General features: G+C 71.1%; 19 protein-coding genes, 1 tRNA gene and 3 pseudogenes. 4 read left to right on the forward strand and 19 right to left on the reverse strand.

Translation table 11 applies throughout. The features are described from left to right. Positions 1 to 46: 46 nt before the first annotated feature. From katG to RMT89_RS02895, 12 genes and pseudogenes are all read right to left on the reverse strand, one after another. Entirely contained in the window at positions 47 to 2,266 is a 2,220-nt protein-coding gene (katG, locus tag RMT89_RS02840) for a catalase/peroxidase HPI (protein ID WP_315882287.1), read from the reverse strand. Positions 2,267 to 2,299: 33 nt separating this feature from the next. Continuing rightward, on the reverse strand, positions 2,300 to 2,737 hold the full coding sequence (locus tag RMT89_RS02845) for a Fur family transcriptional regulator (protein ID WP_315882288.1): 438 nt from the start codon (positions 2,735 to 2,737) through the stop codon (positions 2,300 to 2,302). Positions 2,738 to 2,915: 178 nt separating this feature from the next. Beyond that, positions 2,916 to 3,443, reverse strand: a complete 528-nt coding sequence (locus RMT89_RS02850; protein WP_315882364.1) for an NUDIX hydrolase family protein — start codon at positions 3,441 to 3,443, stop codon at positions 2,916 to 2,918. Between the two features lie 84 nt (positions 3,444 to 3,527). Beyond that, positions 3,528 to 3,698 (reverse strand): annotated as a pseudogene (locus RMT89_RS02855) (glutamine synthetase); the annotation flags it as partial. A 43-nt stretch (positions 3,699 to 3,741) separates the two neighbouring features. After that, a complete protein-coding gene (locus tag RMT89_RS02860) occupies positions 3,742 to 4,554 on the reverse strand; it encodes an SAM-dependent methyltransferase (protein ID WP_315882289.1) in 813 nt (270 codons plus the stop codon). Between the two features lie 153 nt (positions 4,555 to 4,707). After that, positions 4,708 to 5,484, reverse strand: a complete 777-nt coding sequence (locus tag RMT89_RS02865) for a hypothetical protein (protein WP_315882290.1) — start codon at positions 5,482 to 5,484, stop codon at positions 4,708 to 4,710. 133 nt (positions 5,485 to 5,617) lie between these two features. Next, on the reverse strand, positions 5,618 to 6,427 hold the full coding sequence (locus RMT89_RS02870; protein ID WP_315882291.1) for an SAM-dependent methyltransferase: 810 nt from the start codon (positions 6,425 to 6,427) through the stop codon (positions 5,618 to 5,620). 54 nt (positions 6,428 to 6,481) lie between these two features. After that, positions 6,482 to 7,129 (reverse strand): endonuclease, encoded by a 648-nt coding sequence (locus RMT89_RS02875; RefSeq protein WP_315882292.1) that lies wholly within the window; start codon positions 7,127 to 7,129, stop codon positions 6,482 to 6,484. Further along, positions 7,126 to 7,461: a DUF3140 domain-containing protein gene (locus RMT89_RS02880; RefSeq protein WP_315882293.1), complete on the reverse strand. Its 336-nt coding sequence runs from the start codon at positions 7,459 to 7,461 to the stop codon at positions 7,126 to 7,128. The genes RMT89_RS02875 and RMT89_RS02880 overlap by 4 nt, the downstream gene beginning before the upstream one ends. A gap of 13 nt (positions 7,462 to 7,474) precedes the next feature. Further along, positions 7,475 to 7,960, reverse strand: a complete 486-nt coding sequence (locus tag RMT89_RS02885; protein WP_315882294.1) for a DNA starvation/stationary phase protection protein — start codon at positions 7,958 to 7,960, stop codon at positions 7,475 to 7,477. Then, a complete protein-coding gene (locus RMT89_RS02890) occupies positions 7,957 to 8,247 on the reverse strand; it encodes a WhiB family transcriptional regulator (protein ID WP_315882295.1) in 291 nt (96 codons plus the stop codon). The genes RMT89_RS02885 and RMT89_RS02890 overlap by 4 nt, the downstream gene beginning before the upstream one ends. A gap of 83 nt (positions 8,248 to 8,330) precedes the next feature. After that, positions 8,331 to 8,651: pseudogene (locus RMT89_RS02895) on the reverse strand (alpha/beta fold hydrolase); the annotation flags it as partial. Positions 8,652 to 8,804: 153 nt separating this feature from the next. Here RMT89_RS02895 and RMT89_RS02900 point away from each other — a divergent pair. Together RMT89_RS02900 and RMT89_RS02905 are read left to right on the forward strand one after the other, a co-directional pair. After that, positions 8,805 to 9,992 (forward strand): thiolase family protein, encoded by a 1,188-nt coding sequence (locus RMT89_RS02900; protein ID WP_315882296.1) that lies wholly within the window; start codon positions 8,805 to 8,807, stop codon positions 9,990 to 9,992. A gap of 235 nt (positions 9,993 to 10,227) precedes the next feature. Then, on the forward strand, positions 10,228 to 11,001 hold the full coding sequence (locus RMT89_RS02905; RefSeq protein ID WP_315882297.1) for a sulfite exporter TauE/SafE family protein: 774 nt from the start codon (positions 10,228 to 10,230) through the stop codon (positions 10,999 to 11,001). Here RMT89_RS02905 and RMT89_RS02910 read toward each other — a convergent pair. Next, on the reverse strand, positions 10,987 to 11,772 hold the full coding sequence (locus RMT89_RS02910) for a TIGR01458 family HAD-type hydrolase (RefSeq protein WP_315882298.1): 786 nt from the start codon (positions 11,770 to 11,772) through the stop codon (positions 10,987 to 10,989). The genes RMT89_RS02905 and RMT89_RS02910 overlap by 15 nt on opposite strands. Positions 11,773 to 11,798: 26 nt before the next feature. Further along, a pseudogene (locus tag RMT89_RS02915) lies at positions 11,799 to 12,565 on the reverse strand (hypothetical protein). A gap of 145 nt (positions 12,566 to 12,710) precedes the next feature. Between RMT89_RS02915 and RMT89_RS02920 the strand changes: the two are divergent. Further along, a complete protein-coding gene (locus tag RMT89_RS02920; RefSeq protein WP_315882299.1) occupies positions 12,711 to 13,457 on the forward strand; it encodes a cobalt-precorrin-6A reductase in 747 nt (248 codons plus the stop codon). Here the strand turns inward: RMT89_RS02920 and RMT89_RS02925 are convergent. The 4 genes from RMT89_RS02925 to RMT89_RS02940 form a co-directional block, all read right to left on the reverse strand. Further along, on the reverse strand, positions 13,444 to 13,851 hold the full coding sequence (locus RMT89_RS02925; RefSeq protein WP_315882300.1) for a hypothetical protein: 408 nt from the start codon (positions 13,849 to 13,851) through the stop codon (positions 13,444 to 13,446). The genes RMT89_RS02920 and RMT89_RS02925 overlap by 14 nt on opposite strands. Before the next feature lie 86 nt (positions 13,852 to 13,937). Next, positions 13,938 to 16,016 (reverse strand): MDR family MFS transporter, encoded by a 2,079-nt coding sequence (locus tag RMT89_RS02930; RefSeq protein WP_315882301.1) that lies wholly within the window; start codon positions 16,014 to 16,016, stop codon positions 13,938 to 13,940. 215 nt (positions 16,017 to 16,231) lie between these two features. After that, positions 16,232 to 17,005, reverse strand: coding sequence for a precorrin-6A synthase (deacetylating) (gene cobF / locus RMT89_RS02935; RefSeq protein ID WP_315882302.1), 774 nt, complete (start codon positions 17,003 to 17,005; stop codon positions 16,232 to 16,234). Between the two features lie 46 nt (positions 17,006 to 17,051). Continuing rightward, entirely contained in the window at positions 17,052 to 17,552 is a 501-nt protein-coding gene (locus tag RMT89_RS02940; protein WP_315882303.1) for a DUF309 domain-containing protein, read from the reverse strand. A gap of 100 nt (positions 17,553 to 17,652) precedes the next feature. On the opposite strand from RMT89_RS02940, the gene RMT89_RS02945 reads away from it, so the two are divergent. Then, positions 17,653 to 17,726, forward strand: a tRNA-Pro gene (locus RMT89_RS02945). A gap of 74 nt (positions 17,727 to 17,800) precedes the next feature. Here RMT89_RS02945 and RMT89_RS02950 read toward each other — a convergent pair. Then, positions 17,801 to 18,097 carry a hypothetical protein gene (locus RMT89_RS02950; protein ID WP_315882304.1) on the reverse strand — a complete coding sequence of 99 codons (297 nt, stop codon included), beginning with the start codon at positions 18,095 to 18,097 and terminating at the stop codon, positions 17,801 to 17,803. Between the last annotated feature and the right edge of the window lie 16 nt (positions 18,098 to 18,113).

Raw genomic sequence — 18,113 nt, forward strand, 5'->3', positions numbered from 1 at the left:
CCGACAAGGTGTGTCGGCCGGCCCGGATGTGTCGGGGTCGGGTCGCTCAGACCAGGTCGAAGCGGTCCAGGTCCATGACCTTGGTCCACGCCGCGGCGAAGTCCTTCACGAACTTCTCCTTCGCGTCGTCGCTCGCGTAGACCTCCGCGAGCGCCCGCAGCTCGGAGTTGGAGCCGAAGACCAGGTCGGCACGGGTGCCGGTCCACTTGACCTCGCCCGAGGCCAGGTCACGGCCCTCGAAGGTGGTCTGGTCGGCGGACGTCGACTTCCACTCTGTGCCCAGGTCGAGCAGGTTGGCGAAGAAGTCGTTGGTCAGCTTGCCCGGCGTCTCGGTGAGGACACCGTGCTTCGAGCCGTTGTGGTTCGCACCCAGGACACGCAGACCACCGACGAGCACGGTCATCTCGGGGGCGCTCAGCGTGAGCAGGTTCGCCCGGTCCAGCAGCAGGTACTCGGCCGGCAGGCGGTTGCCCTTGCCGAGGTAGTTGCGGAACCCGTCGGCCGTCGGCTCCAGGGCCGCGAACGACTCGACGTCGGTGTGCTCCTCGGTCGCGTCGACACGGCCCGGGGAGAAGGCCACCTCGACCTCGACACCGGCGTCCTTGGCGGCCTTCTCCACGGCGGCGCTGCCACCGAGGACGATCAGGTCGGCCAGGGAGACCTTCTTGGCGCCGGAGTTGAACTCGCTCTGGATGCCCTCAAGAGTGCGCAGCACCTGGGCGAGCTCGTCGGGGTTGTTGACCTCCCAGCCGCGCTGCGGCTCCAGGCGGATCCGGGCACCGTTGGCGCCACCGCGCTTGTCGCTGCCGCGGAACGTCGAGGCCGACGCCCACGCGGTGGAGACCAGCTGCGAGACGGTCAGACCCGAGTCGAGGATCTTGGCCTTGAGGGCGGTGACGTCGGCGGCGTCGATGGCCTCGCCCTCGGCCTGCGGCAGCGGGTCCTGCCACAGCAGCGTCTCCTCGGGGACCTCCGGGCCGAGGTACAGCGACTTCGGGCCCATGTCACGGTGGGTCAGCTTGTACCAGGCGCGGGCGAAGGCGTCCGCGAACTCGGCGGGGTTCTCGTGGAAGCGCTTCGAGATCGGGCCGTAGATCGGGTCGAAGCGCAGCGAGAGGTCGGTGGTGAGCATCGTGGGCAGACGCTTCTTCGACGGGTCGTGCGCGTCGGGGATGACCGCCTCGGCGTCCTTGGCCACCCACTGCTTGGCGCCGGCCGGGGACTCGGTCAGCTCCCACTCGTAGCCGAAGAGGATGTCGAAGAAGTCGTTGCTCCACTGGGTGGGCTTGGTGGTCCAGGTGACCTCAAGACCACTGGTGATCGCGTCGGCGCCCTTGCCGGTGCCGAAGGTGGACTTCCAGCCCAGGCCCTGCTCCTCCATGGAGGCGGCCTCGGGGTCGTTGCCGACATGGTCGGCCGGGCCGGCGCCGTGGGTCTTGCCGAAGGTGTGACCACCGGCGATGAGGGCGACGGTCTCCTCGTCGTTCATCGCCATACGGCGGAACGTCTCACGGATGTCGCGGGCCGCGGCGATCGGGTCCGGGTTGCCGTTCGGGCCCTCCGGGTTGACGTAGATGAGGCCCATCTGGACGGCGCCGAGCGGGTTCTCCAGCTCGCGGTCGCCGCTGTAGCGCTGGTCGTCGAGCCACGTGGTCTCGGGACCCCAGTAGACGTCCTCGTCGGCCTCCCAGACGTCGGCGCGGCCGCCGCCGAAGCCGAAGGTCTCGAAGCCCATCTGCTCCAGCGCCACGTTGCCCGTGAGGATCATGAGGTCGGCCCAGGAGATGGACTGGCCGTACTTCTTCTTCACCGGCCACAGCAGACGGCGGGCCTTGTCGAGGTTGCCGTTGTCCGGCCAGCTGTTCAGCGGCGCGAAGCGCTGCTGACCGCGACCGCCACCGCCGCGGCCGTCGCTGATGCGGTAGGTGCCCGCGCTGTGCCAGGCCATACGGATCATCAGCGGGCCGTAGTTGCCGAAGTCGGCGGGCCACCAGTCCTGCGAGGAGGTGAGCACCTCGGCGATGTCCTGTTTCACGGCCGCCAGGTCGAGGGCCTTGAACGCCTCGGCGTAGTCGAACTCCGCACCGAGCGGGTTCGCGACGACCGGGTCCTTGGCAAGGATCTTCAGGTTGAGGCGCTCCGGCCACCACTGGCGGTTGCCGCCGCCCTGGGTCGGGTGCGCGGCACGCCCGTGCGCGACGGGGCAGCCCCCCGTGGTCTCCTCCGTCTTCGGGTCGGTGACGATTGCGTCGGGGTTCTCAGCCATGGCGAATCCTTCCGGGCTTGGTGGATCTCGTGCTCAAGGAGTCTGGGTGGTCGAGCAGTCGGGGCACATGCCCCAGTAGATGACCTCGGCCTCGTCGATCGCGAAGCCGTGGTCGTCGGAGGCGGTCAGACAGGGGGCGTCACCGACCGCGCAGTCGACGTCGGCGACGACGCCGCACGACCGGCACAGGACGTGGTGGTGGTTGTCCCCGACGCGCCCCTCGAACCGGGCCGGGCTGCCGGCCGGCTCGATACGGCGAATGAGCCCCGCCGTGGTGAGGGCGTGCAGCCCCTCGTACACGGCTTGCAGGGAGATGTGGCCCACGCGGTCCCGCACCCCGGAGGCAATGGCCTCGACGCCCAGGTGGTCGCCGTCCCGGACGGTCTCCAGCAGCGCGACCCGGGCGGCCGTCACCCGCAGGCCGGCGCCGCGCAGCTCCTCGGCGGTGGTCGGGGTTCCGGATGAGCTCATGCGCCGAACCTACCCTCAAAAACACGAACGATTCAAGAAAACGAACAGTTCAAATTTGATGGCGCTCAGTCGTCGCGGGGAGGGCCTGTCCGCGAGGTCCAGTCACTCGTACGGCAGCACCCTCCCGCACGCGCCTCCACTCCGCCTCGCGGCGCGCACGAGAAACAGTCCGTGACCGTCAGATCACACAGCCGACATGGGCCAGTGCCTGCTTCAGCAGCACGCCGTGGCCGCCGGGCATCTCGCTCTGCACCGCGGGGGACAGGGCCTCCTGCGGGCTGAACCACACCAGGTCGAGGGCGTCCTGGCGGGGGCGGCAGTCACCGGTCACCGGCACTACATAGGCGAGGGAGACCGCGTGCTGGCGCGGGTCGTGGTACGCCGTGACGCCCTGCGTCGGGAAGTACTCCGCGACCGTGAAGGGCTGCAGTGACGCCGGGACCCGGGGCAGTGCGACCGGGCCGAGGTCCTTCTCCAGGTGCCGCAGCAGGGCGTCGCGCACCCGCTCGTGGTGCAGCACACGGCCGGAGACCAGGGTCCGGCTGACCGTTCCGTCCGGTCCGATGCGCAGCAGCAGGCCGATGCTGGTGACCTCACCGCTGTCGTCGACGCGCACGGGCACGGCCTCGACATAGAGGATCGGCATGCGGGCGCGGGCCATCTCCAGCTCGTCGGAGGTCAGCCAACCGGGCGTGGTTTCGGTCATATCAGACATTGCTTGATCATACTTTCCGGGATCGACGCGCGCTCAGTCGCGCCGGGGGACGGTTGCGGAGGGAAGTCCGTACCCCGAGGGCAGCTTCGCCGTCGGGATCGCCTTCACCCTGCCGATCCCGGCGGTGTCCACATAGGCGAGCACGATTCCGTGCGCACCCCGCCCGGACAGCTCCCCGGTCAGCGCGGTGGCCCGCTCGACGTCACCGGGACGCCCTCCGGGCACGGGATCGGCAAGGGTGGTCATGCGTTCTCCTCGTCGAGCTGGACCGCGCAACACGCTGTGGGCGTCAGGGTTTCACGGCCACCGCGCCGTACTGCGGCACCGCCACGGGAGAGTCGGACTCGGCACGCCACAGCGAGCACGACACCAGGCCCGGTTCGAGCAGCTGAAGCCCCTCGAAGAACGCGGCGATGTCCGCGCCGCTGCGGGCCGTGATCGGGGGAGTGGCGTTCTCGTTCCAGAACTCCATCGCCGGGATCTGGCCCGCGCCGCCCACCTCGTCGTCGAAGGTCGGGTGGGTCAGGACCAGGAAGCTGCCGGAGGGGACCGCGGCCATCACCCGGCGGGCGATGTCCCGGGCCCTGTCGACGTCGAGCACGAAGTTGAGGATGCCGAGCATCATCACCGCGACCGGGCGGGTGAAGTCCAAAGTGCCCGCGGCGCGTTCGAGGATCGCCTCCGGGTCGTGCACATCGGCGTCGACGTAGGCGGTGACGCCGTCGGAGGTGCCGGTGAGCAGGGTGCGGGCGTGCATGAGCACGATCGGGTCGTTGTCGACGTAGACGATCCGCGCGTCCGGGGCGACCCGCTGGGCGATCTCATGGGTGTTGTCCGCCGTCGGCAGTCCGGTGCCGATGTCCAGGAACTGCCGTACGCCGTGCTCCTCGGCGAGGAACCGCACCGCCCGCCCGAGGAACTCGCGGTCCGCGCGGGCGATGTCCCGGATGATCGGGAACATCCCGGCGACATGCTCGCCCACCTGCTGGTCGACGGCGTAGTTGTCCTTGCCGCCGATCCAGTAGTTCCACACACGCGCGTTGTGCGCCACACCGGTGTTCAGCTTCGCCGACCCGTCCGCCGGGGTGTGGCCTTCGGTCACGACTCGTTCCTCTCCTCGCACGTACGGCCGACCCCGACCGTAGGGGCCATTGTGCCGTCCGTTGATCACTCTGTCTCCGGAATCGGCACAGGATCAGCGGAGGTTGGGCTGCGGGAGCGTGAACTCGAAGGAAAAACTGTGGAGTTCCAGCGGTCAGGGCGCCGGCGTCCTTCCGGCCTGGACGTCCCTCAGACGCGGGGTGCCCGCTTTGACCGCGTCCTCGGCCGAGTCGTCCTCGCCGCCGTCCAGACCGCCCGAGGTGACGGTGATCGCGTCGGTGCCCACGCGTACGGCGGCCACGTCGAGGGTGAGCGTGGCGGGTGAGCCGTCGGACGTGCCGGTGACCGTGACGCGCAGGCCCTGGCGGGCGTCGCCCTCGTCCGGCAGCGAGGTCTCGATCACCTCGACCGTCCGCTTCTCGCCTCCCTCGCCGGTGGCGGTGAAGCGGTCGCACTTGACCGGCAGGGTCTTCAGCCAGGCCAGGGAGTCGTCGAGGTCGGCCCGGTCGTAGGCGGCGACCTGGTACAGCAGCCGGGAGTCGCCCTCCTGGAAGCCGCGCAGCGCCGACGCGCCGGAGGGCTTGCCGAGCAGGTCGTCACCGTAGAGGCGGTTCAGCAGCCTCTGGCAGTCGGCCGCGTCCGCCTTCCCCGTCACGAAGTCGGCGACATCGACGCGGCCGACGAGCAGGGAGTCGCGCCACCGGGAGGCGTCCTTGACCTGGGTCCAGTCGTCCTCGATGTCGGTCTCGGTGATCAGCGCGGCCCGGGCTCCGGCCTCCGTGAGGGCCGCAGGCGCGGTGGTCTGCGCGGCGAGCGGGGTGGCGGCGACGTCCGTACCGCTCTCGCCGCCGTCCGAGCAGGCGGCGCCGGTCAGCAGGGCGCCTGCCGACAGGGCCGAGGCGAGGACGTGGACCGGACGGGAGCGGGTCATGGCGGATGACTCCTGGGAACGTGACGCGTCCCCCCAGCGCATCACCGGCTCCTCACGCCCACCAGCGGCAACAGCCCGTTCGGGTGAGCGGCGCACGTGATGGGCGTCGCTCACCCTGAGTGGCTTCAGGGCTTCAGGGCTTCAGGGCGACCCCGCCGTAGAGCGACACGGGCCCGTCGCCGATCGGGGTCTCGCCCTGCGCCAGGTCGGGCCGCCAGTCCTTGACCGACACGATCCCCGGCTCCATCAGGTCAAGTCCCTTGAAGAAAACGCCCACTTCGGTGTGCGTGCGCGCGACGAGGGTCACTCCGCCCGCCGCGTACCGCTCGATGCCCTGCCGTACGTTCTCCGGCTCGAAGTCGGCCGTCATACAGGACAGCACCAGACAACTGCCCGGCGCCAGCGCCTCGACGAGGGTGTCCACCAGGTCGTACGCGCCGTCCGCGTCCGCGACGAAGTGCAGCAGGGCGATCAGCGACAGGGCGATCGGGCGGTCGAAGTCGAGGACGCGGGCGGCCTGTTCGAGGATCGCGCCCGGCTCGCGGGCGTCGGCCTGGACGTACTCCGTCACGCCCTCCGGGGTGCCGCGCAGCAGCGCCTCGGCGTGGGCGAGGACGATGGGGTCGTTGTCGACGTAGACCACGCGCGCGTCCGGTGCGAAGGACTGGGCGATCTGGTGGAGGTTGGGCTCGGTGGGAATGCCGGTGCCGATGTCCAGGAACTGGCGGATTCCCGTCGCTCCGGCGAGCAGACGGGTGGCCCGCTGCATGAACCAGCGGTTGCTGCGCGCGGCGCGCGGAGCTCCCGTGTCGATCGCCATGATCTGCCGGCCGAGCGCCTCGTCGACCGGGTAGTTGTCCTTGCCGCCGAGGTACCAGTCGTACACCCGGGCCGGATGCGGCCGGGTTGTGTCGATACGGACGGCCGGCTCGGTCCCGGTCACACGGTGCTCCTCTGCTCGCTCGGCAAGGTGTGCGCTGCGGGCAGTCTTTCACGATCATCCGGCGCGGCGGAGACTGTCTTCGGCCACCTCCTTGTCGAGCGCGCACCGCACCAACGCGGCGGCCAGCGAGGCCGGTTCGGCGTCCCCGGCGAGATTCAGCAGCCGGTCCGGATCCTTCGGCAGACCGAGCCGCTCCGCCCCCGACAGCGCCTTGGGGTCGAGGTACGGGGCGACTTCCGGCCACACGCGCTGCGCCTCGCGCAGGAAGATGTCCGCGCCGGCCGGGCCGAGCCCCGGTATCTCCTGCAGCAGATCGCGGAGTTCGCAGACATCACCGTCCGCCTCCTCGCGCATCCGGCGCAGGTCTCCACCCCACTGTTCGGTCAGCATCTCGGCGCCGTCGCCGAGTTGGGTTGCTGTGCGTTCGTCGTAGCGCCGGTAGCCGCCGCGTCCCAGCGCGTCGACCCGCTCCTGCCAGTCCGCCTCGGCCATACGGCGCGGATCGCGCAGGCCGGCCTCGTACAGCGCGCGGGCCGTGTCGAGGGCGATCGAGCCGCGGATCCGGGCGCTGAGCAGCAGCGCCAGCACCAGCAGCCGGTACAGCGGCTGCGGGGTGTTCTTCAGCGGGATCCCGCACTCCTCGGCGAACGTCTGTCCGTGCGCGTCGACGAGTTCCCGTACCAGGCGCTCCTTGCCGGTCATGGCTTCAGCGGGTCGTGACCCAGCGACATCAGCCGGTGCCGGCGGGGGGTGTCCTGCGCCGCCTCGGGTTCGTTCTCCACGTCCGCCTGTTGGGCGACCGTGTCGACCACCTCGTACATCACCTGGATGTCGTCATCGGTGAGGTCCGTGCGGCGCTTCTGCAGGATCGCCAGGACATGCTGTCCCGTCGGTGTGCCCGCGTGCTCCGGCAGGGGTTCGGTCTCCTCGGAGGCGTCGCTGACCCGGAGCCAGGCGGCCAGTTCCTGCGAGGTCATGTTCACGGCGCGGTGGAAGTCCTCCCACAGCGCGTCGAGTTCGAGTGGGTCGGTCATGATGTGCCCCTTTTCACTCGTCCCGGGGCCAGTTCTCGGCGTCGAACATCCAGCGCTGCTTCTCCAGTTCGCGGGTGATGCCGATGAGCAGGTCCTGGGTGACCGGGTCCGGCTTCTCCGTGGCGTCGATACGGTCGCGCAGGCGGCCGATGGCCGACTCCAGCGAGGCCACCATCAACTGGACCACCTCGGTGTCGCGCAGCCATCCGTCGCCCGCGCCGGGCAGTCCGAAGGAGGCGGCGACGGTCTCCGGGCGGCCGTCCGGCGGGACGCCGAGCGCGGCGGCGCGTTCGGCGACGGTGTCGGCGTAGTCGCGGGCGGCCGAGACGAGCTCGTCCAGCTGGAGGTGGATCGAGCGGAACCGCGGTCCGACGACGTTCCAGTGCGCCTGCTTTCCGACCAGTGAGAGACCGAGCAGGTCGACGAGGGTGTCCTGGAGGGCATCGCCGGCTGTGCGGCGCTCCTTGTCGGGCAGGGTGCTCCTCACCACGGTGGTCATGACGCGCTTCTCCTTTCCGCGTGCTGCCTGGACGTCCGGAGCAGTACGGCGCGTTCCTCCTCGCAGGTCCCGCCCCACACGCCCGAGGCCTGTCCGCTGCGCAGCGCGAAGGCCAGACACTGGGTGATCACCGGGCAGCGGCCGCACACCCGTTTCGCGGCCGCGACCTCCCGCCGCGCCGGCCCCCTCGTGCCCACGGGGAAGAACAACTCCGGGTCCTCACCCGCGCAGGCCGCTCTGCGCAACCACTCCATGCGGGCGCGGGTGCCCAGCGCGTACTCGTGCAAACGCGGCGATCCGCTGTCTCACTTGGTGAGTACGTCGTCCAGGAAGCGGACCAGGTCGCCGAAGACCTGGGCCTTGTCGGTCTCGTGTGCCCGACCAGGACCAGCGGGAGACCGGGGTGGGTGGCCCGGGCGAGCTCCGCCACCGCGTGCACATCGGTGACGACGTCCTCGAAGTCCTCGATCAGGACCCGCTCGCCCGACGACTTCCCGTGCCCCGGGTGGTCGGGGGCGAACACGGCCGCGCCGTGCCCCGTGAGGACATCGGCGACCTCCTCGTACCGGCCGGCGTGCTCCCCGTAGCCGTGCACCACGAGTGCGAGGTAGCGCGGCTCCCGCCGGTGCCACTCGCGCACGACGACCGGGCCGTGGGTTCCGGCGAGGATGTGTTCGCGGGGGTCGGCCATTGTCTCCTCCGGCTGCGTCGGTGAGGGTCCTCGGGGATCTTCCCAGGGGGACGGTCGGCGGTCTATAGTCCAAAACTAGCGGTGCTAATTAAGAGGGCCGCTGGTCATGGCCGGTCATGAGACCGCCGGTGCTGTCGGTCAGGAGTCCCACTCGTGCGTCCCGTCCACTTCGCGGCCGCCCGCCGCACGCCCATCGGCAAACTGCGCGGAGCCCTGTCCGGCGTACGGCCCGACGATCTCGCGGCGACCGTGATCAAGGGCCTGATCGCCGATGTGCCCGCGCTCGACCCGGCCCGTATCGACGACGTGTACTGGGGCGCCGCGAACCAGGCCGGTGAGGACAACCGCAATGTCGCCCGCATGGCCGCGCTGCTCGCCGGGCTGCCCGAGTCGGTGCCCGGCGCCACGGTGAACCGGCTGTGCGCCTCCGGCCTTGAGGCCGTCACCACCGCCGCCCGTACCATCGCCGCCGGCGAGGCCGACATCGTGCTCGCGGGCGGCTCCGAGTCGATGAGCCGCGCGCCCTTCGTGCTGCCCCGGCCCGACGAGGCGCTGCCGCACCGCGTCGAGACCGTCGACACCCGGCTCGGCTGGCGGCTGGTCAACCCGGCGATGAAGGAACTCCACGGGCTGCTGTCCATGGGGGAGACCGCGGAGGAGGTGGCCTCGCGGTACGGGGTCACGCGCGAGCGGCAGGACGAGTTCGCGCTGCGCAGCCACCGGCTGGCCGCCGAGGCCCGCAAGAACGGCCACTTCGACGACGAACTGCTGCCGGTGGAACGGCCGGACGGGGTGGTCGTCGACAGTGACGAGTGCGTGCGCGAGGACACCTCGTACGAGAAGCTCGCCCGGCTGAAGCCCGTCTTCCGGGAGGGCGGCACGGTCACCGCGGGCAATGCCTCGCCGATGAACGACGGCGCCGCGGGGCTGCTGCTCGTCAGCGAGGAGGCGCTGAACGACCTCGGCCTTGAGTCGCTCGGGCGGTATGTCGCCGGTGCGTCCGCGGGGGTGCATCCGGATGTGATGGGGATCGGGCCGGTCCCGGCCACGCAGAAGGTGCTCGCCCGGGCGCAGTGGGGCGTGGGGGACCTCCAGGAGGCCGAGTTCAACGAGGCGTTCGCGGCGCAGGCGCTGGCCTGTGTCGACCGGCTGGGGATCGATCCGGAGCTGGTCAACCCGAGTGGCGGTGCGATTGCCCTGGGGCATCCGCTCGGCTGCTCGGGCGCCCGGATCCTGACGACCCTGCTGCACCGGATGCGGCGGACGGGCGCGGAGCGCGGGCTCGCCACGATGTGCGTCGGCGTGGGGCAGGGGAGTGCGGTGCTGGTCGGGCGGCATTAGGGCCTGTCCGGCGGGTCAGGTCGGCTGCAAGAAACGGTGCTGTCAGGCCCGGGCCGAGCGGGGTCTGGTGCGTGCAACTGCAAGGCGGAGGAGGGAGTCGACGCGGAGCGTCGGCGAGTGACGAGACCGCGGCTGGGGGCAGGCCCCCAGGCACAGGCGACCTCCCTGGGTGAGCTGTCATCTGGTGAGACGGCGCTGACGGCATTGGTTGAATGTGCATAGCATCAGTCTCCGCATGGACACGATGACGCTGTGGCACATCACCGGCTGGGAGTTCGCCGCGCTCGCCTTCGCGGCGCTGCTCGTCGGGTTTTCCAAGACCGCTGTGAGCGGGGCCAATACGGTCAGTCTGGCGGTTTTCGCCGCGGTGCTGCCCGCCCGCGCCTCGACGGGTGTGCTGCTCCCGGTGCTGATCGCCGGGGATGTGCTCGCCGTGCTCACCTATCGGCGCCACGCCCACTGGCCCACGCTGTGGCGGCTGTTCCCCGCTGTCGCGGGCGGGGTGGTCGCGGGCACGCTGTTCCTGATGTGGGCCGACGACGGGATCGTACGGACATCGATCGGCGCGATCCTGCTGCTGATGGCCGCGGTGACGGTGTGGCGGCGCCGGGCCGCCGAGGCAGAGCGGGATCCGGACGCGGTCGTCACCCGCGGCGGCCGGATCAAGGCCCGTTCCTACGGCGTCCTCGGCGGGTTCACCACCATGGTCGCCAACGCCGGTGGCCCGGTGATGTCGATGTATCTGCTCTCGGCGGGCTTCCGGAAGCTCGGCTTCCTGGGCACCTCGGCCTTCTTCTTCCTGATCGTCAATGTCTCGAAGGTGCCGTTCAGCGTCGGGCTCGGTCTGATCGACGGCCGTTCGCTGCTTCTTGACGCCGCGCTCGTGGTGTTCGTGGTGCCGGGCGCGTTGATCGGCAAATGGGCTGTGAACCGGATCAACCAGCGACTCTTCGAGCAACTGGTCATCGCGGCGACCGTGGTGGGCGGCGTCCAGCTACTGCTGCCCTGAGCCACGCAGCAGCGCCGGCAGACCGGCGAAGGAGTCGATCACATGGTCGGGCCTGCCGCTCGCCTCGCGCAGCGTCTCCGGGAGGAACTTGCCGGTCCTGACCAGCACCCCGGTGATCCCGGCCCGCTGCGCCGCCAGTACGTCCGACTCCACGTCGTCCCCGACCATCAGTGCCTGCTCCGCGCCGACCCCGAGCCGGGCCAGCGCCGCCTCGAAGAACGCCGCCGACGGCTTCCCCGTCACCTCGGCCTCGGTACGGGCCGCCCGCTCCAGCCCGACCAGGAAGGCCCCGGAGTCGAGCTGCAGCCCGTCCTCGGTCCGCCAGTACAGGTTCCGGTGCATGGCGATCAGCCGCGCCCCGCGCTGCAGATACCCGAAGGCCCGGTTCAGCGCCGCGTACCCGAACTCCTCCCCGGCACCACCGACGATCACGACATCCGGAGCCTCCTCGACCAGCGCCACCCCTTCCAGGTCCTCCGCCACGTCCCCGCTGTTCAGCAGCGCACACCGCGCCCCCGGAAAGCGCTCGGCGAGATAGGCCGCCGTCACCGAGGGCGCCGTGAGGATGTCCTGCGCCGACACCGGGAACCCCGCGTCCGCCAGGACCCCGGCGATCGACGCCCGGGTCCGCGAGGTCGTGTTGGTGACCAGCGCGACCCCGAGCCCCGCCTCGCGGATCTCCCGCAACGCCTCGACCGCACCGGGGAGCGGCTGCCAGGAGACGGTGAGGACACCGTCGATGTCGATGAGCACGCCACGCACGGATTCCATGTCCGGACGATAGCGACCGGCCCGCCTCAGGGCGCGATCCCGACCCCCGCGACACGGCTCCACGCCTCCTCCTGCGCGGCCGACATCGCCGGCCACCGCAGCCCGCCCGGCCGGGGCTCGACCCGCGAGGCATAAGGCGCGGGCCGGAAGTCCGGGTCGTAGAAGCAACCGGAGACGCACGCCCCGGCCACGGATCGCGCCGTAGGCCGCACCCCCGTCCGCGCCCACCGCTCCAGCGCGGCCATGGAGGTGGCGTACTCCGCGCCGCTCAGCTCACTGTGCTCGCTCTCCCGCGTGAACGTCTGCACCAAGTACCGCTGCCTGCCCGCCCCTTGGAGCGTGGCCCGGTAGGCCGACTCGTGCTCGACGAACGCCGTCGGGTCGTCGATGGCATGCAGCGTGAGCACGGGGATGCGGACATCGCCGGTCAGATCACTGTCGTACGACAGGTCCCGCACGGCCGTGGGATCGGGGCGTACCCCTCGTCCACCATCACCGACCAGCGGCCCAGGTCGTCGCGGCTGCGCCCCGGGTCCGAGCCCGCCCCAGGTCGGGGCCGCCGTGGGGCGTGGACGACGAGGGAGCCGTTCCAGTCGGTGGGGACGGCGAGGGCGTAGTGGGCGCCGTTCGCGTCCTGGCCCGTGTAGCAGGTGGCCTTGGCCGTGAGCTGCGCCGGGCAGGCGGTGGTCGCCGGTCCGGCGCTGTCCGTGCCGGCGGGCGCGGCGCCGAGGGAGCCGACGGCCAGGCAGGCGGCAAGGGCCCGTCTCAGTGCCCGTGTTGTGGTTCCGTTCACTGGCGCTTCTCCTCGTCCTCGTCGACGTAGCGCCGCGATGCTAGGGACGGACCGGAGCGAGGAACCCCGCCTGATCGTTTCTGTTCATGGAGTTCGCCGACGGGGTCCGGATCGCCCGCCGCCCGAACGGCCGTAGGCTCACCCCATGGCCCCGCACGTTCTGATCCTCGGCGGCACCACCGAGGCCCGTGAACTCGCCGCCGCGCTCACCGCGCTGCCCGGCATCCGCGTCACCACCTCGCTCGCGGGCCGCGTCAAACGGCCCGGCACCGTCACCGGGGACGTGCGCATCGGGGGGTTCGGCGGGGCGGAGGGGCTCGCGAAGTGGCTGCGCGAGGAGCGCGTGGACGCCCTCGTCGACGCCACCCACCCCTTCGCCGCGTCGATCACGGCGAACGCGGCCCGCGCCGCCGCGGCGACCGGCGTCCCGTCGGTCGTGCTGCGCCGCCCCGGCTGGCGGCCGGGGCCCGAGGACCGCTGGCATCCGGTCCCCTCCCTGAAGGCGGCCGCCGACCTGCTGCCGAGTCTCGGCCGACGGGTCTTCCTGACCACGGGCCGCCTCGGCCTCGCGGCCTTCGCTCATCTGACGGACCTGCACTTCGTCGTACGCTCCGTGGAGCCGCCCGAGCCACCGCTCCCGCCGCGCACCGAAGTCCTGCTGGCGCGGGGCCCGTTCACGGTGGCCGACGAGACCGCCCTGCTCTCCGCCCACTGCGTCGACGTCCTGGTGACGAAGGACAGCGGCGGCGAGGCGACGGCGGCGAAACTCACGGCCGCGCGGCATCTCGCGCTGCCCGTGGTGGTCGTACGACGGCCTCCGCTGCCCGATGACGTCGTGGCGGTGCCGGACGTGGCGGCCGTACTGGAACGGCTCGGACTCAGCCCTCGATGACAGAGGCCCGCATCCGGTCGATGACGCGCAGCACCTCGGTACGGTTCTTGGCGCTCTTGACCCAGGCGGGGAGCCGGCCGACGACGGTCATCTTCCGGCCGTGTTCGTACCAGGGATCCCGCTCCCGCAGATCGGCCGCGACGAACCGGCGGATCAGGTCGAGGTGTTCGAGGTCGTACGCCCACAGCTCACCGTGCCGGGTATCGCCGCGCAGCCACAGCGCCGGCCAGGTGCACTGGGCCACGGGGCCGCACATCCCGCAGGACCGGCAGATCAGCCCGCCCGCCCCGAAGTGGGCGATCCGGTCGCAGCGCGGGCAGCGGACCAGCATCGAATCGCGGTAGCTGCACCGGGTCGTGCCGGGATCGTGGAAGCGGACCGGTGCGGGAGACATGGCCCGTGCCGGGATCGTGGAAGCGGACCGGTGCGGGAGACATGGCCCGATCATGACGGTGACCGGCGCCGCGAAGCAATCGGCTTTCAGCGGGAAGCCGCCGTCGCCGGTTCCTTCGGACGGGCCGGCAGGCCGTTGCTGAGGTCCTCCACCAGCAGCCGCTTGGCGATCGTGTCCACGGCGGCGCGCAGGGCAGTGCCCGAGGGGCGGCCGATGTCCTGCTCCACCCGCTCCTCCAGCCAGGCCGCCCACGAACGGCTGATGACCTCGGCCTCGCGGGCGCCCGCTCGGGTGTGCGAGAGCAGCGAGCCGTCGCGGGTCAGATACCCCTCGTCGACCATCCGGTCGAAGACCGGCAGCAGCACCTCCGGCGGCACATGGCGGCGGGCGGCGATCAGCCCGAGGCTGGCATGCCCGACCACCCGGGTGAGGAGCTCCACCTGCATCACCGCCCAGGCGCCGGCCACGTCGAGGCGGGTGTCGGAGGCACGCACCAGACGGCGTGCGGTGTCCAGGTCGGTACTGCCGATGATCTTCGCGACGGACGCTTCGAGCACCGCCTGCGAGTCCGCGCCGCGCGGCTGCGCGAACCCCTCGCCCATGTCCGTCGACCCCATCCGGGCGCTGTCGCGCAGCTCGACCTGCTTGAGGAAGAGGGCGACGAGGAAGCCGAGGGCCGCGACCGGCACCGTCCACAGGAACACGGTCTGGATCGTCTCCGCGTAGGCGTCGATGATCGGGGCGGCCACCGCCGGCGGCAGCTCGTGCACGCCCTCCGGGCTGGTCGCCGCCTGGGCGACGGTCGCCGGATCGGCGCCGGGGACGGCGGAGGCCTCGGCGACTCCGTCCCGCAGATTGGGGGTGAGGCTGTTGGTGTAGATCGTGCCGAACACGGCCGTGCCGAAGGAACTGCCCAGCGTGCGGAAGAAGGTGACGCCCGAGGTCGCGGTGCCGAGATCGGCGTACTCGACGGTGTTCTGCACGGCGATCGTCAGCACCTGCATACCGAGGCCGATGCCGGAGCCGAGCACGAACATGTACAGCGACTCCAGCCAGGCCCCGGTCGACGGTCCCATGAGGGACATCAGATACAGGCCGACGCCCATGACCAGGGAGCCGATGATCGGGAACAGGCGGTACTTGCCGGTCTTGCTGACCACGTTGCCGCTGAAGACCGACGCGATGAGCAGACCGGCCACCATCGGCAGTGTCCGTACGCCGGAGACCGTGGCCGAGTCGCCGTCGACGTACTGGAGATACGTCGGCAGATAGGTCAGCGCGCCGAGCATGGCGAAGCCGACGATGAAGCTGAGGATCGAGCACACCGCGAAGACCGGGTTGCCGAACAGCCGCATGGGCAGCATCGGTTCGGCCGCTCTGGTCTCCACCCAGCAGAACAGTCCGAGGGCGATCACCCCCCCGACGAACAGGCCGATGATGACGCCCGAACCCCACGCGTACTCGTTGCCGCCCCAACTCGTCGCCAGGATCAGCGCGCTGGCGCCGACCGCGACGAAGGCGATGCCGAGATAGTCGATGACGGGCCGGGCGGCCGACTTCACCACCGGGATGGTGCGGGCGGCGGCGAAGACCACGACGATCGCGATGGGGACGTTGATGTAGAACGCCCAGCGCCACGAGAGATGGTCGGTGAACAGCCCGCCCAGCAGCGGTCCGATGACCGTGGCCACCCCGAAGACGGCGCCGATCGCGCCCTGGTACTTGCCGCGCTCGCGCAGCGGGATCACATCGGCGATCAGCGCCATCGACGTGACCATGAGCCCGCCCGCGCCGACGCCCTGCATCGCCCGCCACAGGATCAGCAGCGTCATGTTGTCGGCGAGGCCGCACAGGAACGAGCCCGTGATGAACACGATCGCCGAGACCTGGAAGACCACCTTGCGGCCGAACATGTCGCCGAACTTGCCGACCAGCACGGTCGCGACGGTCTCGGCGAGCAGGTACGAGGTCACCACCCACGACATGTGCGCGGCACCGCCGAGGTCCGACACGATCGTCGGCAGGGCGGTGCCGACGATCGTCTGGTCCAGGGCGGCCAGCAGCATGCCGAGCATGATCGTGACGAAGACGACGTTGCGCCGCCGCTTGTCCAGCACGGGAGGCTCTGCGGCGGGCGGACGCGCGGTTTCCTCGGCGATGGTCACGAGGACACGATCACACCGGGCGGTGGTCCCCGCACGTGGGACGGTCCCTAGGCCCGTACTTCGCAGGTCGCCGAAAAGGTTCTCCGCATCGGCCTCACGGCGTCCGATCTCGACCGGGCCGGACCGAGACGGCCATCGCTGCTGCGGTTCCGACCGGCGAGCGATCAGCTACGACCGCTTGGTCTTCACGATCGGGTGACCTGCGAAGTACGGGTCTAGGTGTGGTCCGGGTTGCGGCGCAGCAGATAGGTGTCCATGATCCAGCCCTTGCGCTCCCGGGCCTCCGCGCGCAGCCGCTCGATACGGGGCGCGGCCTCGGCGATCGGGCCCGAGGCGAGGATCTCGTCCGGGGTGCCTATGTAGGCGCCCCAGTAGATGTCGATGTCCTGGTCGGCGTACTGCCGGAAGGTCTGGTGGGCGTCGAGCATCACCACCACGTCGTCCACGCCCTCGGGGAACCCCTCGGCCAGCCGCCGCCCGGTGGTGATGTGCACGGGACGCGCGACCCGGTTGAGCCCGGTCCGATGGCGGGCTACGAGCGCGGAGACACTGCTGATGCCGGGGATGACGTCGTGCTCGAAGGCCACGGCCCCCTTGTGCAGCACCTCCTCCAGGATCCCGAGCGTGCTGTCGTACAGCGCCGGATCGCCCCAGACCAGGAACGCGCCGGTCTCGTCCGCGCCGAGCTCCTCGCTGATCATCCGCTCGTAGATGCCGGCGCGGGCGCTGCGCCAGTCGCCGACGGCGGGGGAGTAGGCGGAGCCGCCGGCCGAGCGGTCCCGCTCCGGGTCGCGGGCCTCGACCACGCGGTACGTCCCCGCCGGCACATGTGCGTCGAGCAGGTCCCGGCGCAACCGGGTGAGGTCCGACTTCACCTCGCCCTTGTCCAGGACGAAGAACACGTCCGTGCTCCGCAGCGCCCTGACCGCCTGCAGGGTCAGCTGGTCGGGGTCGCCCGCGCCGATACCGATGACATGAATCTTTCGCACCCCCCGAGTCTGCCGCACCCCACTGACAGCGCCGACACCGCCCGCGTCAACGCAGCCGTGGCGCGCTCTCGGCGGCGTCGATCACCGCCGAGCCGCTCTCCACGGTCTCGGCCAGCTGCTGCGCCCAGGCGGTCACCGCCGCCAGATCCATCCCGTACGGCCGCTGCCGCCCGGAGTCCCTCGCCCACTCCTCCACCGCACCGGCCCCACGCCGCAGCAGCCGGGCGCCACCGGTGACGTTCCCGCGAGCGGCGTGGGTGAGCCCCACGGCGAGCTGGGCGAGCCCGCGCCACAGCCCGCGCTCCTCCTGCGGCCCCGACTTCCAGGCGTCCTCGAAGACCTCGTGCGCATGGAACGGCTTGCCCGCGTCCAGCAGCTCCTGCGCCTCGGCGACGGACTCCTCGGGAGCGCGCACGACCCCCTCGGGCTGCCGGGCCACGCCCTCCTCGCCGTATGGGAGGGGCCGCCCGAGCCCGTCCCGGGGCCGCGCGTTGCGCGCCCGCCCCTCGGCGTCCCGGTCCCGTGCGTTCGACGATGTGCTGCCCATACGCCGATTGTCCCGCGCCCCGTGCCCCCTTCGATGGCGCCCCCGCTGTGGGGTAAAGTGCTGTTCGCGCGATCACACACCTCACCGTGTGTGAGCGCACCGGGACGTGGCGCAGCTTGGTAGCGCACTTGACTGGGGGTCAAGGGGTCGCAGGTTCAAATCCTGTCGTCCCGACGGTGTTCATTCAGCGGGCTTGCCGATGTCGGCAAGCCCGCTGAATGCGTTTGCGGCGGCCACAGGCGGCGGCGCTACTCGCGGCGGAGTTCTTCAGCCGCGGTGCGCAGGCGTGCGGCGAGCCGGGTGCCGAGGGCTTCGGCGGGGCGGGGTGCTGCGGCGTACTGCCGGCGCAGCCCGGCTGCTTCGGCCCGGGCCTGCTTCCGTACCTCGGCGTCGTCGGACATGGCCCGGGCAGCCAGGTCGGCCGCCTCACGGACGGCTTGCGCCAGGGTGTCCAGCGCCGCTGTCGGGGAGGCGGTCAGCTCGCTGGGGTCCTTGCCGGTGCGCTCCGCGAGCCATGCCACGCCGGGGCCGGGTGAGTCGTTCATTTCTTCCCCTTCGCTC

It is taken from the genome of Streptomyces sp. P17 (genome assembly GCF_032436805.1).
Classification (GTDB): Bacteria; Actinomycetota; Actinomycetes; order Streptomycetales; family Streptomycetaceae; genus Streptomyces.